Below are 13,632 nucleotides of genomic sequence, written 5' to 3' on the forward strand. Positions count from 1 at the left end.
GTTTCCACTGCCGCCCGACTCGACACCTTCGCCCGTGTCGCACCAATCAACCCTTATACGCTGCTGAGATCACCTCATTGAGTCAGGCTCAGTAATCGCTGAACAAACTGCCACGCAGCTTCCTGCGGCTGTTCGTCGTCGCGGTCAGCCAGCAGAATTCCGGTATGACCGCCGAAGCGGACGCCATCAAGACCAGGGCCTTTTTCATCCTGTGTAGCAGTTGGATTCGGTGCGGTGCAGGACGAGGATCGCCTGCACTATCGCGGTGGCTCGGCGTGGGCAGCAGCGCAGCTTGGCCAGGATCTTCCACGTCTTGAGCGTGGCAATCGCTCGCTCACCGCAGGCGCGGATCTTTGCGTGGGCGCGGTTCACGCTGGTGCGTCCGGCACACCTAAATCCTGAAGGCGGGTCACCGTGGGGAATAGTCGCAAGAACCAGCCTGGCACCTTGTTACAAGACACACGGGGATTGCCCTAAACTTCCATGGATTGTCCTCAGCGGACCAGGGAGTGGTGTGACCACCGGGCATGTGCGTGATTTGGCGGCGACCGCCGTTATCTTCGGCTTCTTCGCCTCGAGTTGGTTCGGCTGGGCTCAGGAGGCGCCTCCTCGCCGGTGGCGCGGATTTCTGGCGGCCGGCTCGGTGGCCAGCATCCTCACGGCGGTCGCCGGTGGCTTGCTGACCTGGCGACACTGGCACGACGGCACCGCCTTCGACGAGGACACCAGCCGCGCCTTCGGCGTGGTCGTCGGCATCGAGTTCGGTGCCGCAGCTCTCGGGTCCCTTCTGCTCGCTCTCCGCGCCCGGCGGGACCTCATCCCGGTGTGGATCGCCATCGTCGTGGGGGTGCACCTCTTCCCGGTCGCCGCACTCATCGGCTATCCGATGATCCACGTGGTCGCCGCGCTCATCACGGTCGCCGCGTTCGCCGCGATCCCGATCGCCCGTGCCCGAAAGCTGACGGTGAGCGCCGCTGTCGGCGCGCCCGTCGGACTGGTCCTGCTTGCCGCAGCTCTCTTCTCCGTGATAGCCGCGGCCGTCACCGGATAACGAGCCATCCTCGTCAGGTTGGCGACGAAACCGCCGTTCCACTGGTCCTGGATCGCCGCGGGACCACCCACGGCCGCCCCGGTCATCCCGGACGGACGCACGGGCGGGTGACCGGGTAGCTCGGGCTCTGCGCCGTGCGGCCGTCCACAGCCGTCGCCCGCACCGACCAGGTCAGCGCCGGCGCGCGCAACTGCCCGACGGTCGCCCGCGCGACCGATCCGTCCACGGTCAGGGACCGGAGCGACGTTCTGCCCCCGGCGGGTGTCCAGCTGACCTCGGCGCCGCCGAGCGCGGCACTGCCGGTGGCCCGCACCACGAGGCTGTACGTGTCCGAGCCGCACCGCACGTGAGCGGTGGCGGAGACCGTGAACGGCGCGGCGATCTGCGTTGCGGCCGTCGGCCGGGGCGCGGTCGGAGGTCTGGTCGGTGCCACGGTCGGCGCCGGCGCGACGCCACCGGGCGCGGTCTCGGGCGCATCGGTCCGGGTGGCCTCGGCGCCGTCCGCCGGCACGATCCGGGTTCCAGCCGTCGGATCGGCGGCGGCGGTCGGTGGCGGATCGGCAGCTGGCGTCTCGGCTGCCGTGGCCGCAGCGGACGGCGGCGCGGAGGCGGATGCCCCCTTGCCGGTCGGTGATCCGAGCGTCCGGGACGCCGGTTTGCCGGCTCCGTCCCGTACGGTGGTCGGGCGTTCCGACAGCAGCGCCCAGGTGCCGAACGCGGTGAGAAGGGCCAGCAAGGCTGTCGCCCCGGCCAGCCGCCGACGGTGCCGGTCGCGCTTCGCGGACGAGGTCGGCCATACCGCGTGCGCCGCACCACGCGGCACCGCCGCCCCGTCCGAGGCTGCGGCACCGCCGCCTGCCGGCATGGGCCCCTCGCCCTCACCAGCCGCCGGCCCGGCGACTCCCGACCCGGATGGTTCGTCGGCTACGGACGCCCGCTCGGTTGCCGGGCCACCGTCTTCCGGCCCGGATGGTTCGTCGACCACCAGCGCCGGATCGGCCGTCGGGCCAGCCGTGACCGCACCCGCCGGATCGGCCAGGACACCGGTCCCGTAGACCTCTGCCAGTCTCGGCCACACCGTGTCGGTGACAACCAGGAAGGCCGGCGCCGTGTACGCCGACAGCAGGGCGGCCGGGCTGAGGTGTTCCCGCCGGAGCAGGCCACACACCGCGCAGCTTTCGATGTGCCGCGAGACCCGTTTGCGCAGGGTCGGGGTGAGCCGGCCCTGCCAGCCGTCGATCAGGCCGGCGAGGGTCGGGCAGTCCCGGGCTCCGGTGCGAGCCACCAGCAGCGCCCCCAGCGCTCGTTCGAGTTGCGAGCGGGCCCGCGACAAGCGGGCGTGCGCATGGTTGGCGGGCACCCCGAGAGCCGCGCCGATGTCGACGGTCGACAGGTTGTGGCGGATGGCCAGGTGGACCACTTCCCGGTCGCCGGGGTTCAGTGCAGCGACCGCGGCGTGCACCAGCGCGCGTACCTGCTCGGCGTTCACGCCCGTGGCCGGGTCGTCGGCGTCGGCCACCGGCTCGCCGGCTTCGTCCAGCGGCAGGGAGCGGGACCGCTCGCGGAGCTGCCGGAGACATTCGTTGCGCACGATCGCGTAGAGCCAGGAGCGTAGCCGATCGGGCTCCCGGAGCTGGCCGATGCGTTGGCCGGCGGTGAGGAACGCGTCGTGGACGGCGTCTGCGGCGGCCTCCGGGTCGCGCACCATCGTCCGGGCGTACGTGTACAGCCGGTCGGCGTACCGCCGGTACATGCCCTCCAGTCCGGCCCGCTCACCGCGGCGCATCGCCTCGACCAGTGCGGTGTCGTCCCGCGCCGCCGTGTCCAACCGTGTCTCCCGCTGCTCGTCAACGGGTCAATTAGAACCGCAGAGTTTTTTTCTTCGAACTTTCTGTTGGCATCCCGACCCGACGGCGCTCCTACCGATGTCAATCGCAGCCGGACAGCCTCACGTAAGGAAGACATCATGCGAAAAGGATCGAACCGGAACCCGTGGTCGCGTCGGACGGCCGCCGTCGGCGGAGCCGCGCTGAGCGCGCTCGTGCTCGGCCAACTGGCCCTCACCGGGCCGGTGGCGGCGATCCCCGGTTTGAGCATCAAGACGACGACCGGCCCCAGCAACAGCGTCGCGAAGTCGCAGAGCGCGACCTGTCCGGCCGGCACCAAGGTCATCGGCGGTGGCGGCGCGATCACCGGTTCCGGCCTCGGTCAGGTCGGCATGGACATCATGCGGCCGCTGATCGGCGGGGACGCGTACTCGGTGACCGGCCGCGAGGACGAGAACGGCGTCGCCGGCAACTGGGCGGTCACGGCGAGCGCGGTGTGCGCCACCCCGCCCGCGGGCCTGGTGACTGTCTCCGGCAGCTCGACGCCCAGCTTCGGCACGTCGAACTGGTTCGAGAAGTCCTGCCCGGAGGGCAAGCACGCCATCGGTGTCGGTGGCGCGGTCGTCGGGGCGTCGAACAGCGAAGTCGTCCTTGAGGATCTGCGCATCCACCAGAAGAGCGTCGTGGTGGCGGGCGCCGAGGACGGCACCGGCTTCACCGACACCTGGTGGCTGGACGCCACCGCGATCTGCGCCGACCCGCTGCCCGGCGAGCAGCGTGTGATCAACGACAGCGTCTACAGTTCCGAATCCGTCCGGTCGGTCACCGCCACCTGCCCGGCGGGCACGCGCGTGCACGGGGTGGGCGGCGAGATCCTCGGCGGCGATGGCCAGGTGCGCCTGACCGAGATGCGGGCCACGACCTCGACCGTCGTCACCGTCCGCGCCATGGAGGACGAGGACGGCTTCAGCAGCAACTGGAAGGTCCGCGCGTACGCCGTCTGCGCGAACTGATCCTCCGGTACCCGCGGTCCCGCGCCGGCTTGCCCGGCGCGGGACCGGCAGGGCGTCGGTGGGTAGTTCGCAAGGTCTGCCGAGAAGGGTGTGTCCTTGTCTCACGTTAGCGGTAACGCCGAGGGGAGCGGATGGTTCTGCCATCCCAAGGGCCGATAGGTGGTCGGAAGAAGATTGGTCTTGAACATCGTCAGTCAGAGCGAAGCGACCATCTAGGTTGCGTGCTCAATTTGACGAAAAACAGATAGGCGGCCACATACAACATCAGAGTCAGCGATATGGCGAGAGATGTCAAGGTCGCGATGCTCGGGACTCTCGGGTCGTGGAACAGGATGACGAATGCGTATAGTTGAAAACCCGCGAGAGCGGCGATTCCTGCCCACGCGTCAACCATTTTCATAGCCTGGTGCAGGCGGTCAACTCCAGGGTGCTCATGGATGTCGAGGCGGGTGGGGCTGGCATGAGTCGACATCGGGCCGTTCCACGGGCTGAGCAGGGGTACCAGCCCGGACGCCTCCCAGCTCGGTAGGTGCTTGCCGACCACCTCGCGGAAGATGCGGCGATAGAAGACGGAAAGTTGCAGGACGGTGACGGCGCGGAGAGCCATGAGCATCATGGCGACCGGGATGGCAAGCCTCAAAGGCGAGATGTCCTGGATCTTCATTCCCAGCAGTTCGGCCTCCAGCAGATTGCTGTAGGTGAGGATGATGAATGCAACCCCGAGGCCGACTCCACGCTTCACTGCACGACTGGCGTCTCGTCCCTGGTCTTCTTGTATCTGCAGGATTCGCGACAAGAAGAAGCGTAGATCGTCTTTGTCGACATCGCCGCCCTGAAGAAGCATTGTTGCTCGCTGTTCAAGCGTAAGCTTATCCACGAAAATGAATGATATCGAGTGTGGGCAACGGCAGGATGCGGCGTGAACTGCCTTTCGTGGGCTGCGGCCCCCGATACGGGACGAGTTGCGGGCCAGGCGTCACCACCAGCGGCTGCACGGGTGCGACGACCGATAGTCGCGACACGAAGGGTCACCGCAAGCATCGCGCGCCCGGTGCTCGCGATGAGTGTGTGTCCTCACGACTCCCGATGGGTGACTTGGCGGGCGGTGCCGGCTGACCCACAAACGCACCGACCTCGGCACGCATCCCAACACTCACGGCCCTCATCGACGTCACCTCGGCGACGTGCGCCTCGCGGGAAGTGGATGCCGACCGGGGCGAGTGCGCCCCGTCATGGATGACGGCGCACGCGGTGAATGGTCCCGCCGTAGAGGTGCACCCGATGGTCGACCTCGCGGTCCGGCTGCCGGTGTACGAAGTGGTCAGAAGTCACCTGGCCGTGGCTGACGTGCACCAGCCAGTCCTCGTAGTACCAGCTCGGATTGCAGGCGCAGCCGGTGTACCGGAAGTTCGCCCGGTAACGGCCCACCTGCCCCGGGGCCAGCAGGAACAGGCGAGTCGAGGGGGACGGTCGCGGATAGGCCGCCGAACCGGGCAACCGGTCGACCGTGACCGTCTCCCCGCTACGGCCCAGCCAGAGGCTGATGCTGCGGGCCTGCTCGAGGCCGCCGTCGAGCACCTCGTCTTGGCGTGCGTAGTCGACCGCCTCGTCGGCCAGGACCTCGTGGATCACCACGTCGCCTTCCGGCAGTGACCGGGGCAGCGGCACTGCCCGGTCGAGGCCATGGCGGGCGTTCGCGGCCGGTGCGCCGCGTGCCTTGGCCGTCCACCGCACCCGGACCCGCTGAATGACGATCACACCCTCAGCTTGGCTCAGCCCGCGCCTCACCCGCCAGCCGGTATCCCGGACCCACTCGTTCCCGCACCCAGGCGAGCATCGTGCCGCTGTAGTCGGAGCTGACGGATTCGAGGGTCTCCGCCCCGCCGAGAGTCGGCAGGTGGGTGCAGCCGGCCAGCCGATGAACGGTCAGGTCGCCGGTGGCGGCGGCACGCCGCCACACCGCGATGCTGTCGTCGGCGGGAGTCCATTCGTCGGTCTCGCCGTAGAACAGCAAGGTCGGGCAGTGCACCCGGGCGATGACCGGCTCCGGGTCGTAATCCATGTCCTCCCAGGTGCCGGGATGGTCGTCCAGGTTCCGTGGGACATAGGCGAGGGGAAACCAGGGCCGGTCGGCGTACCGGTCGATGACCGCCTGCGCGGACCTGCGGTCGAGGTGCCCGCGTAGGACCTGCTCCAGGGCTTCCCGCAGGCGGGCCAGGTCGGCGAGTTCCGCGCGCCCGTAGCCGTGCAGCAGCAACTGCTGCGCGGTCCCGTACCGCATCTGGGCCGCCGGGCTGACCCCGCTACCGGCGACCAGCACCAGGAAGGAGATCAGCTCGGGTCGCCGGGCCGCGACCGCAGCCGCAGGCCAGGCACCCTGGCTCCACCCCCACAGACCCACCGGGACCTCGCCGATCCGACGGCGCACCTCGGCGACCGCCGCCAGGGCGTCGTCGGCCTGGATGGTGTACGGCACATCGCCCCGCTCACGGGGACGACGGTCGAAGCGCAGCACCGCCACACCGACCGTGGGAAACATCCGCGCCAGGTGTTCGTACAGGAAGTACGAGCGTCGCGGCATTGCGGAGCCGTGCAGGACGACGACCGCGCCGCGCACCGGCCCATCCGTCGGCAGGTCCACTGTGGCCGGCAGGGACACCTCACCGGCATCGACAGACAGCTCCATGGAATGAGTCAATCAAGCCCCCGGCAGCGCTGCCGACGGGGGCATCAGGCGTACGGAGGACGGCATGACGAAGATCGTGATCATCGGTGATGTCGGGGGATGCGCCGATCAGCTGTCTCAAGCTGTTGCCTCCGCCCAGGTCGATCCGGATACCGTGGTGATCCAGGTCGGCGACCTGATCGACCGTGGGCCGGACAGCTCGGGCGTTCTCGCCATCGTTCGGCAACAGCTGGAGGATCCGCAGCGGTGGATCCAGCTCATCGGCAACCACGAATCGCAGTACCTGGGTGCCGAGCTGTTCTGGCCACAGCGGCTGCCCGACGAGGACGCCGCGCTGCTGAAAAGCTGGTGGCTGCGGGATCGACTGCGGGTCGCCGTCGCGGTGCGTACCGCCGAGGGAGAAGAACTCCTGATCACTCACGCCGGACTGACCGTCGACGCCTGGCGGAGACTGGGTGCGCCGGTCACCGCTGCCACCACCGCCGACCTGCTCAACACCTGGCCGGAGGACATCCTCCGGCACGAACGCGGACCGCTGTGGGCCGAGGCGGGTCCCGATCTGTACGACTCCTGGCTGCACGCCGCCGACCCACCGCCCTTCGGCCAGGTACACGGCCACTCCACAATCGTCGACTTCCGCCGCCGCACCTGGCGGTGCGGGGAACGGGTACGTCAGCGCGCGGTGGTGGACTGGGAAGCCCGTCACACGTACACCCGCATCAGCAGGATCCGGTTCATCGGGGTCGACCCCCAACACGGACGTGACGGCGCACCGCAGTGGTCACCGCTGGTGTTCGACGACGCCACCGTACTCACCTGACCGCCGCCGACCGGGCCGTGGTTTCAACCGTCCTGGGTCGGTCTGCGGCGCAGGCCCCGAGGGGTGAACGAAAATGAGTCAGGAAACCTGCCCGGCCGGTGACGTACGGCGAGCACCACCGGTTCGGGATGAACGCCCTGCGGCCCCGTCTCGGTTGCGGCATCCGCGACGGCGTTCCACAGGTGAACGCAGATCAGGCCCTGGTCGGTGTCGGCCACAGTGTAGGCGAGTGTCTTGGAATACAACGAGTTGGTTCCGCCGATCCAAACCGACGGGGGCCCGAACGTCTCGATGACCTCAGACATGGTGCGGTCCTGCGTCACCCACCCACCGATGTCGGTGCTCATCCGGTGAAACTCCACCTCAGACAAGGCCCGGTCGAGCTGAAGCCAACCGAACCGGTGGGCAATCTCGGCATAGACCGAGGCCGTGGCATCGCGCAGGGAGCCCACCGGCACGATGCCGCCGTAGGCACCCACAACGCCTGTCGAGGCGAATGCCTCGCGCTCGCGTAGTTCCTCACAAGCGGCCCACCACTGCGGCAGGCAGGCGTCCACGGCGGCCATCGCCTCCAGCATCAGCCGCTCGGCCACCTCGCTCCCGCCGTACATCCCGGGCCGTCGAAGCACACGGTTCACCTGCGCCAGGTGGTGTCGGCGTACCGAATCCAGGCCGAGACCGGCTCACGATCGCTGCCCATCGCCGCAGATCATGACACTCCGACGACAGGAGAGGCTGTCGGGGGTGAACCGGTTGACATCCTCGCCATGCTGAATCCGCACACCCATGTCCGATCATGCGAGGAGAAGCTATGCGCAAGCCGGCCAAGACTGCCGCCGTCCTCGTCGGGCTCGGTGTCGGCGTAGCGATCGGTCCCGCCCTCGGCCCGGTCGCCGTCTGGTCCGGCCTCGTGATCGCTGGGCTGGGTCTCGTGCTCGGCATGGTCGGTTCGAGGGAATCCGATCTCGTCGGGGAAGGCCAGATGGAGTACGACGAGGACGCCGGGGTGGCCGGTGAGGTGACGACCCCAGGCCCTGCCCCACGACGGCGAAGCCGCCAACGACCCGGCCTCGGCGGCCTGGGCACCCGGGTCGAGCAGATCCTCAAGCTCGCCGAGGAGCAGGCCAATGACCACCGCGCCGAGGCACGGCGCGAGTGCGAGGCGATCGTGGCCGCGGCCCGACAGGAGGCCGAGGCGATCCTGAACCAAGCCCACGAACAGGTAGCCGGGATGACCGGCGTCCGCCGGGATCCGTCTGCCGTACCGCCGACCCAGGTGGCGCCACTTCCCGGACCGGTCGCCACCCAGGATTGAAACCTCATCTCGACGCCGTCCCGACAGGGCAAAGCCAGATGGGGATGCCGACCGTTGTTGCCGTGGCGCAAACGAGCGCAGTCCGGGATACTCTTGCCGTATATGGCTACCTATCGCAGCGCCTCAGTGCTTCTTTCCTCGGACGGCACCAGGACCCCCGGCACCGCCGCACTCTTCGCCGAGCCCGCCCGTAAGGGTGGGATCCCGCCGTGGGCAGGTGACTTCCGCCCCGCCAACAGCGCCGGCAACGGCCCCAAGAACGCGGTCGGGAAGACCTTCACGTTGGAGTTGCCCGACGGCAGCACCGGCAAGGTCGTGGTCCAGGGCCTCAAGCGTGGGAAGGGAGGCGTCGTGCTGGCGTTGATGGGTGAGGACGCACCCCCCTTCTGATCAGGCACCTGATCGCTGCCGACGGCACCGGCTCGCAAGGGCCGATAGTCGGACCTGCCGAAGAGCGAATGCCTCGAGGCACCTGGCACCATGGCCCGTGCGGGGAGATCCGACCATGCCACCGACCTCCGTGCTGGCGGGTGCCGACGTGGTGCTCGTGGGCCTGTTTTCGGCGAAGGACAAAGAGATCGGCGCAAAGCTCGATCTGCTGGCGACGTCGGTGGGGGCACATGGTGGGCGGGTCGTGAGCCGGTACGTCCAGCGGCGGGGTGTCTCGCGTGGCGGTGCGGCCAAGATGGCCGTACCGTTCTCGCGGCGGACATTGCTCAGCCCCGGCAAAGCGCGCGAAATAGCGCAAGCGTGCCGGGCCGCAGGGGTCGGCGTCGCGGTCTTCGTAAACCCTTTGACGAGACACCAACGAGCTGTCCTCGGTGGCATGTTCGGGTGCTTCGTGATCAGCGGCGAAGACCTTTCGCCGCCCGTCGGCGAGCGTCCACACATGCCGTCACCGGGCGTCACAGTGGGTGATTAAGGGCGCTGCCGGTGCCGCTGCTGCGGGGCGACCTTCTCGGCCTCTTCGAGCACCGCCGGACACGGCCCCACGCGGATCTGCCGCCTCTCGCGCGCTGCTGATGGGGACGGTACGACGGTGACGCTCTTCGCCGAGAGGCCTTACTGAAGACTCGGCGGAATCTGGGCCGCTGCGCCGGGGCCATCCTCGTCCTGCGTCCGGTGCGCAGGACGAGGATGGCTCAGCAACTGCCGGATTCAGCTTGCGGTGCAGGTGGCGGTGGTTCCGCTGCCGTTACCGGCGCCCTGGAATCCGAAACTCGTGGTCTGACCGGCGGCCAGTCCTCCGTTGTACTGCTCATTCCCGACGGTGACGGTGCCACCGGTGCCGCTGGCGACGCCGTTCCAGACGTTGACCACCGACGCGCCGCTCGGCAGGTTGAGGGTGACTCGCCAGCCGTTGAGCGCGGTGGTTCCCGCAGTGACGGTCACGTTGGCGACGAACCCGCCGTTCCACTGATCCTGAACGGTGAAGACCGCGGTGCAGGAGCGGTTTCCACCAGGCGGCGGGGTGGTGGGCGGAGGCGTCGTGGGCGGCGGGGTGGTCGGGGGCGGGGTAGTAGGCGGTGGGGTGGTGGGCGGTGGGGTGGTGGGCGGTGGCGTGGTCGGGGGCGGGGTGGTGGGCGGCGGGGTGGTGGCCGGCGGACCGCCGTCGAGCGTCAGCTTCCAGCCTTCAAGCATGCCCGCGTACGGGGCGACATTCTCGACCCGTAGCTTCCAGGTGCCGGGTGTCGGCTTGCTCGACAGATCGAGGATGAAGGCTTCGCGGGAGTGTGCCCGATACGACCCGACAAGACTCTCCTTGAGCAGGAATGCCTGTCCGTCCGGCGCGATGAGGGAGAGTCGGAGGTCTCGGTTGTACTGGTGGCTGATGTTGGTTTCGACGTAGCTGGTCGTCGACGGCGCCCGGCCGCAGTCGGTCACGCTGATCGGCGATTCGATCGTGCCGTTCTCCGGGATCCGTACGTCGGCGGTGGCGATACCACCGCAGGCCGGCGGCGGGAGGTCGACGCCGGCCAGGTTGAGCGTCCACGAGTCGAGGAACCCGGTGCCCTGGTACATGTTGTCGCTGACGTAGAACTGCCAGGTGCCGTTCGCCGTCTCCGACGACAGGTCATAGGTGAAGGTGTAGTCGACGCGCTTGGCGCCTCCGCCGGTGCGGTCCAACAGGTAGTACCAGTTGCCGGCGGGCGAGATCAGCCGTACGTCGAGTTCGCTGATGTTGGCGTGGGAGATGTGCACCTCGACCGTGCTGTTGCGGGCGGCGAGGCCGGGACAGCCGGTGATGGTGATGGGGGCGTACAGGTTCTGGCCCTCGCTGATCACCCGGTCGGTGCCGTCCGAGGCGACGCAGCCGGGCGGGTTGTCGATGCGCAGCCGGTACGCCATCGGCCGGATCGCGTCGGTTCCGGTGCCGATCACCGAGATGGTGTAGTCGCCGGCCAGCATGGTCGTCGCGGTGCTGACCGTGAGGGTGGTGCTTCCGTTCGAGGAGATGGTCGACGGCTGGAAGGTGGCCGTCACACCCTCGGGCAGACCGCTGACGGCCAGTGAGACCGGCTGGGCGGCACCCCGGGTGACGGTGCCGGTGATCGTGGTCGAGACGGTGCCACCGGGCGTGACGGTGCCGCTGGCCGGAGCGGCGGTCAGGGTGAAGTCGTTGGCCGGCACGGTGGAGTTGACGTGGAGCAGTCGGTTCGGTGAGCCGATGCCCGGGTCGGTCACCACCCCGGGGGTGGCGTTGTCCAGGAGTGCCTGGCTCACCTGCGCCGGGGTGTAGGTGGGGTTGTTGGCGAGGATGAGCGCGGCGGCCCCGGTGACGTGCGGGGCGGCCATCGAGGTTCCGGAGGCGGTCCGGGCGGAGGTGTTGCCGTCGATGTAGGCCGAGGTGATGTCGACGCCCGGCGCGAACAGGTCCACACACGGACCGATGTTGGAGAAGGCCGCGCGGGCGTCGTTCGGGCCGGTGGCGGCCACGGTGATCGCCTCGGGGACGGAGGCCGGGGTGGTCGTACACGCGTCGGCGCCGTTCTCGTTGCCCGCCGACACCACGTAGGTGACTCCGTCGGCGATCGACCGTTGCACGGCGTCGACCATGGGTTGGTACGCCGGGCCGCCGAGGCTCATGTTCGCCACGGCCAGTTCTCCGGGGTCGTGGTCGCCGGTCACCCAGTCGACTCCGGCGAGCACCTGCGCGGTGGTGCCCCGGCCGCTGCAGTTGAACACGCGTACGCCCACCAGTTGCACGTCTTTGGCCACCCCGTAGGTGGTGCCGCCGACCGTGCCGGCCACATGGGTGCCGTGGCCGTGGCAGTCGTTGGCGTCGGCGTCCCCCTCCATGAAGTCCCAGCCGGACACGGCCCGCCCGCCGAAGTCGGTGTGCGCCACGTTGATGCCGGAGTCGATGACGTACGCCCGTACGGCCGGTGTGACCCGGGGGTAGGTGAACGAGTTGTCCAGCGGCAACGCGCGCTGGTCGATCCGGTCCAGGCCCCAGGACGGGGTGGGGCTCTGCACGTCCGACACGGACACCGTGTGGTTCTGCGTCACCGAGGCCACCGCCGGATTGGCGGCGAGCCGACGGGCACTGCGTTCGGAGAGTCGGGCCTCGAAACCGCGCAGGGCGTGCCGGTAGACCCGGTTGACGTCGCCGCCCTGCCGTGCGGCGAGGGTGCGGGCGGTGGTGTCCACTGCGGAGGCCCCTACGGCGGAGTCTCGCAACACGACGAGGTAGGAGCCGGCCACGGCGGTCCGGCCGCCGGCGGCGAGGATCTCACCCTCGGCCGGGGCGGCGCTTGCGGGCAGGGTGGTGGCGGTGAATGTCAGTACGGTCGCCGCGGCGATGGCGGAGCGGAGCAGGGAGCGCCTGCGTGGTCCTGCCGGTGTCATGTGTACCTCCCCTGACGAAGGCCACGCGCCCAGAACCGGCCGCGTGGGATCGCCCGGTGCTCGTCCGCGAACGACCACCGGAGACGTCGGTCGGCTGGCCCGGTGTGAGAGGTGGTGACCCTGGGGCCGACGGTGGCTCAGCCCGGAGCTGAGTGACCTAAGTCGATATCACAATCCTTCATGATTATTTTGTTGTCAACAAAAGTTTCACTGGGTGAGGTCGACGCGGGCGGTGGCGGCCGAACCGTGCAGGAGCGTCCAGCCTGACCTGGAGATCCAGCAGCCCCGGCGACCAGCGGCATCGCAGCGCGCACCTGCGGACTCATCGGTCCGCCGGCGCCGGATTCGTCGAGGCGTACCCAGCATCTGGTACGTACGGTGGCGGGACGACCCTCGGAACGGCGTGCAGGAGGATGCTCGGCGATGACACCGACGGTGGACTTCTGGTTCGACCCGAGCTGCCCGTACACCTGGATCACGTCGCGATGGATCATCGAGGCGGCAACGGTACGGGCACTCGACATCCGCTGGCATGTCATGAGCCTCTCGGTCCTCAACGAGCACCGGGAGGTCGATCCCGAGGGTGACACCGAGGGATACCTGTGGGGTCCGGTGCGCGTCTGCGCGGCCGTGGAACAGCGGTACGGTCAGGACGGACTGGCCCGCTTCTACACCGCTTACGGGACCCGTGTGCACGAGGGAGGGGAGTGGGCCGAGTTCGGCGACGTCCTGTCCGACGCGGGGTTCGCCGAGGACCTGGCCGAGGTCGCCGGGACGCACGAGTTCGACGAGGTGGTCCGGGCCTCGCACGCCGAGGGCATCGCCCTGGTCGGCGACCATGTCGGCACCCCGGTGGTCGCCGTCGAGGATGCGACCGGAAGCCGTGTCGCCTTCTTCGGCCCGGTGATCTCCAGGATCCCCCGTGGGGAGGAGGCGGGCCGCCTCTTCGACGGCGCCGTCCTGGTCGCCGGGGTGTCCGGTTTCCACGAGCTGAAGGGCCGGCCGCACGCGGAGCCGCAGTTCGGCGGGTAGCGCTCCAGCGCACCTCGCCCCGTTGTCCTAGTGCCTCGCC

The 13,632-nt window shown here is 69.0% G+C and carries 12 protein-coding genes and 2 pseudogenes; 7 read left to right on the forward strand and 7 right to left on the reverse strand.

Going from position 1 to position 13,632, the window contains the following annotated elements:
- Positions 1-204 precede the first annotated feature (204 nt).
- Positions 205-375, reverse strand: a pseudogene (locus ACLQ2T_RS28455) (transposase family protein); the annotation flags it as partial.
- 139 nt (positions 376-514) lie between these two features.
- Here ACLQ2T_RS28455 and ACLQ2T_RS28460 point away from each other — a divergent pair.
- Positions 515-1,051, forward strand: coding sequence for a hypothetical protein (locus ACLQ2T_RS28460; RefSeq protein WP_425769445.1), 537 nt, complete (start codon positions 515-517; stop codon positions 1,049-1,051).
- 82 nt (positions 1,052-1,133) lie between these two features.
- On the opposite strand, the gene ACLQ2T_RS28465 is transcribed toward ACLQ2T_RS28460, so the two are convergent.
- The gene (locus tag ACLQ2T_RS28465; RefSeq protein WP_425769446.1) at positions 1,134-2,879 is read right to left on the reverse strand and encodes an RNA polymerase sigma factor; all 1,746 of its coding nucleotides are present in this window, start codon (positions 2,877-2,879) and stop codon (positions 1,134-1,136) included.
- A 243-nt stretch (positions 2,880-3,122) separates the two neighbouring features.
- Between ACLQ2T_RS28465 and ACLQ2T_RS28470 the strand changes: the two genes are divergently transcribed.
- Positions 3,123-3,890, forward strand: a complete 768-nt coding sequence (locus tag ACLQ2T_RS28470) for a hypothetical protein (protein WP_425769447.1) — start codon at positions 3,123-3,125, stop codon at positions 3,888-3,890.
- Between the two features lie 190 nt (positions 3,891-4,080).
- On the opposite strand, the gene ACLQ2T_RS28475 is transcribed toward ACLQ2T_RS28470, so the two are convergent.
- The 3 genes from ACLQ2T_RS28475 to ACLQ2T_RS28485 all read right to left on the reverse strand — a co-directional run bounded on the left by ACLQ2T_RS28475 (position 4,081) and on the right by ACLQ2T_RS28485 (position 6,576).
- Entirely contained in the window at positions 4,081-4,767 is a 687-nt protein-coding gene (locus ACLQ2T_RS28475; protein ID WP_425769448.1) for a hypothetical protein, read from the reverse strand.
- A 353-nt stretch (positions 4,768-5,120) separates the two neighbouring features.
- Entirely contained in the window at positions 5,121-5,648 is a 528-nt protein-coding gene (locus ACLQ2T_RS28480; RefSeq protein WP_425769449.1) for a hypothetical protein, read from the reverse strand.
- A 4-nt stretch (positions 5,649-5,652) separates the two neighbouring features.
- On the reverse strand, positions 5,653-6,576 hold the full coding sequence (locus tag ACLQ2T_RS28485; RefSeq protein ID WP_425769450.1) for an alpha/beta hydrolase family protein: 924 nt from the start codon (positions 6,574-6,576) through the stop codon (positions 5,653-5,655).
- A gap of 64 nt (positions 6,577-6,640) precedes the next feature.
- Between ACLQ2T_RS28485 and ACLQ2T_RS28490 the strand changes: the two genes are divergently transcribed.
- The gene (locus ACLQ2T_RS28490; RefSeq protein WP_425769451.1) at positions 6,641-7,396 is read left to right on the forward strand and encodes a metallophosphoesterase; all 756 of its coding nucleotides are present in this window, start codon (positions 6,641-6,643) and stop codon (positions 7,394-7,396) included.
- 23 nt (positions 7,397-7,419) lie between these two features.
- Here ACLQ2T_RS28490 and ACLQ2T_RS28495 read toward each other — a convergent pair whose 3' ends face one another.
- Positions 7,420-7,989, reverse strand: a complete 570-nt coding sequence (locus tag ACLQ2T_RS28495; RefSeq protein WP_425769452.1) for a hypothetical protein — start codon at positions 7,987-7,989, stop codon at positions 7,420-7,422.
- Positions 7,990-8,456: 467 nt separating this feature from the next.
- On the opposite strand from ACLQ2T_RS28495, the pseudogene ACLQ2T_RS28500 reads away from it, so the two are divergent.
- From ACLQ2T_RS28500 to ACLQ2T_RS28510, 3 genes and pseudogenes are all read left to right on the forward strand, one after another.
- Positions 8,457-8,630 (forward strand): annotated as a pseudogene (locus ACLQ2T_RS28500) (cell division protein DivIVA); the annotation flags it as partial.
- Positions 8,631-8,813: 183 nt separating this feature from the next.
- A complete protein-coding gene (locus ACLQ2T_RS28505; protein WP_425768457.1) occupies positions 8,814-9,101 on the forward strand; it encodes a hypothetical protein in 288 nt (95 codons plus the stop codon).
- Between the two features lie 115 nt (positions 9,102-9,216).
- Positions 9,217-9,633, forward strand: a complete 417-nt coding sequence (locus ACLQ2T_RS28510; protein ID WP_425769453.1) for a hypothetical protein — start codon at positions 9,217-9,219, stop codon at positions 9,631-9,633.
- 236 nt (positions 9,634-9,869) lie between these two features.
- On the opposite strand, the gene ACLQ2T_RS28515 is transcribed toward ACLQ2T_RS28510, so the two are convergent.
- A complete protein-coding gene (locus tag ACLQ2T_RS28515) occupies positions 9,870-12,560 on the reverse strand; it encodes a S8 family serine peptidase (protein ID WP_425769454.1) in 2,691 nt (896 codons plus the stop codon).
- 423 nt (positions 12,561-12,983) lie between these two features.
- On the opposite strand from ACLQ2T_RS28515, the gene ACLQ2T_RS28520 reads away from it, so the two are divergent.
- Positions 12,984-13,592 carry a disulfide bond formation protein DsbA gene (locus tag ACLQ2T_RS28520; protein WP_425769455.1) on the forward strand — a complete coding sequence of 203 codons (609 nt, stop codon included), beginning with the start codon at positions 12,984-12,986 and terminating at the stop codon, positions 13,590-13,592.
- The last annotated feature ends 40 nt before the right edge of the window (positions 13,593-13,632 follow it).

The organism is Micromonospora sp. DT229 (assembly GCF_049844505.1).
GTDB lineage: Bacteria > Actinomycetota > Actinomycetes > Mycobacteriales > Micromonosporaceae > Micromonospora.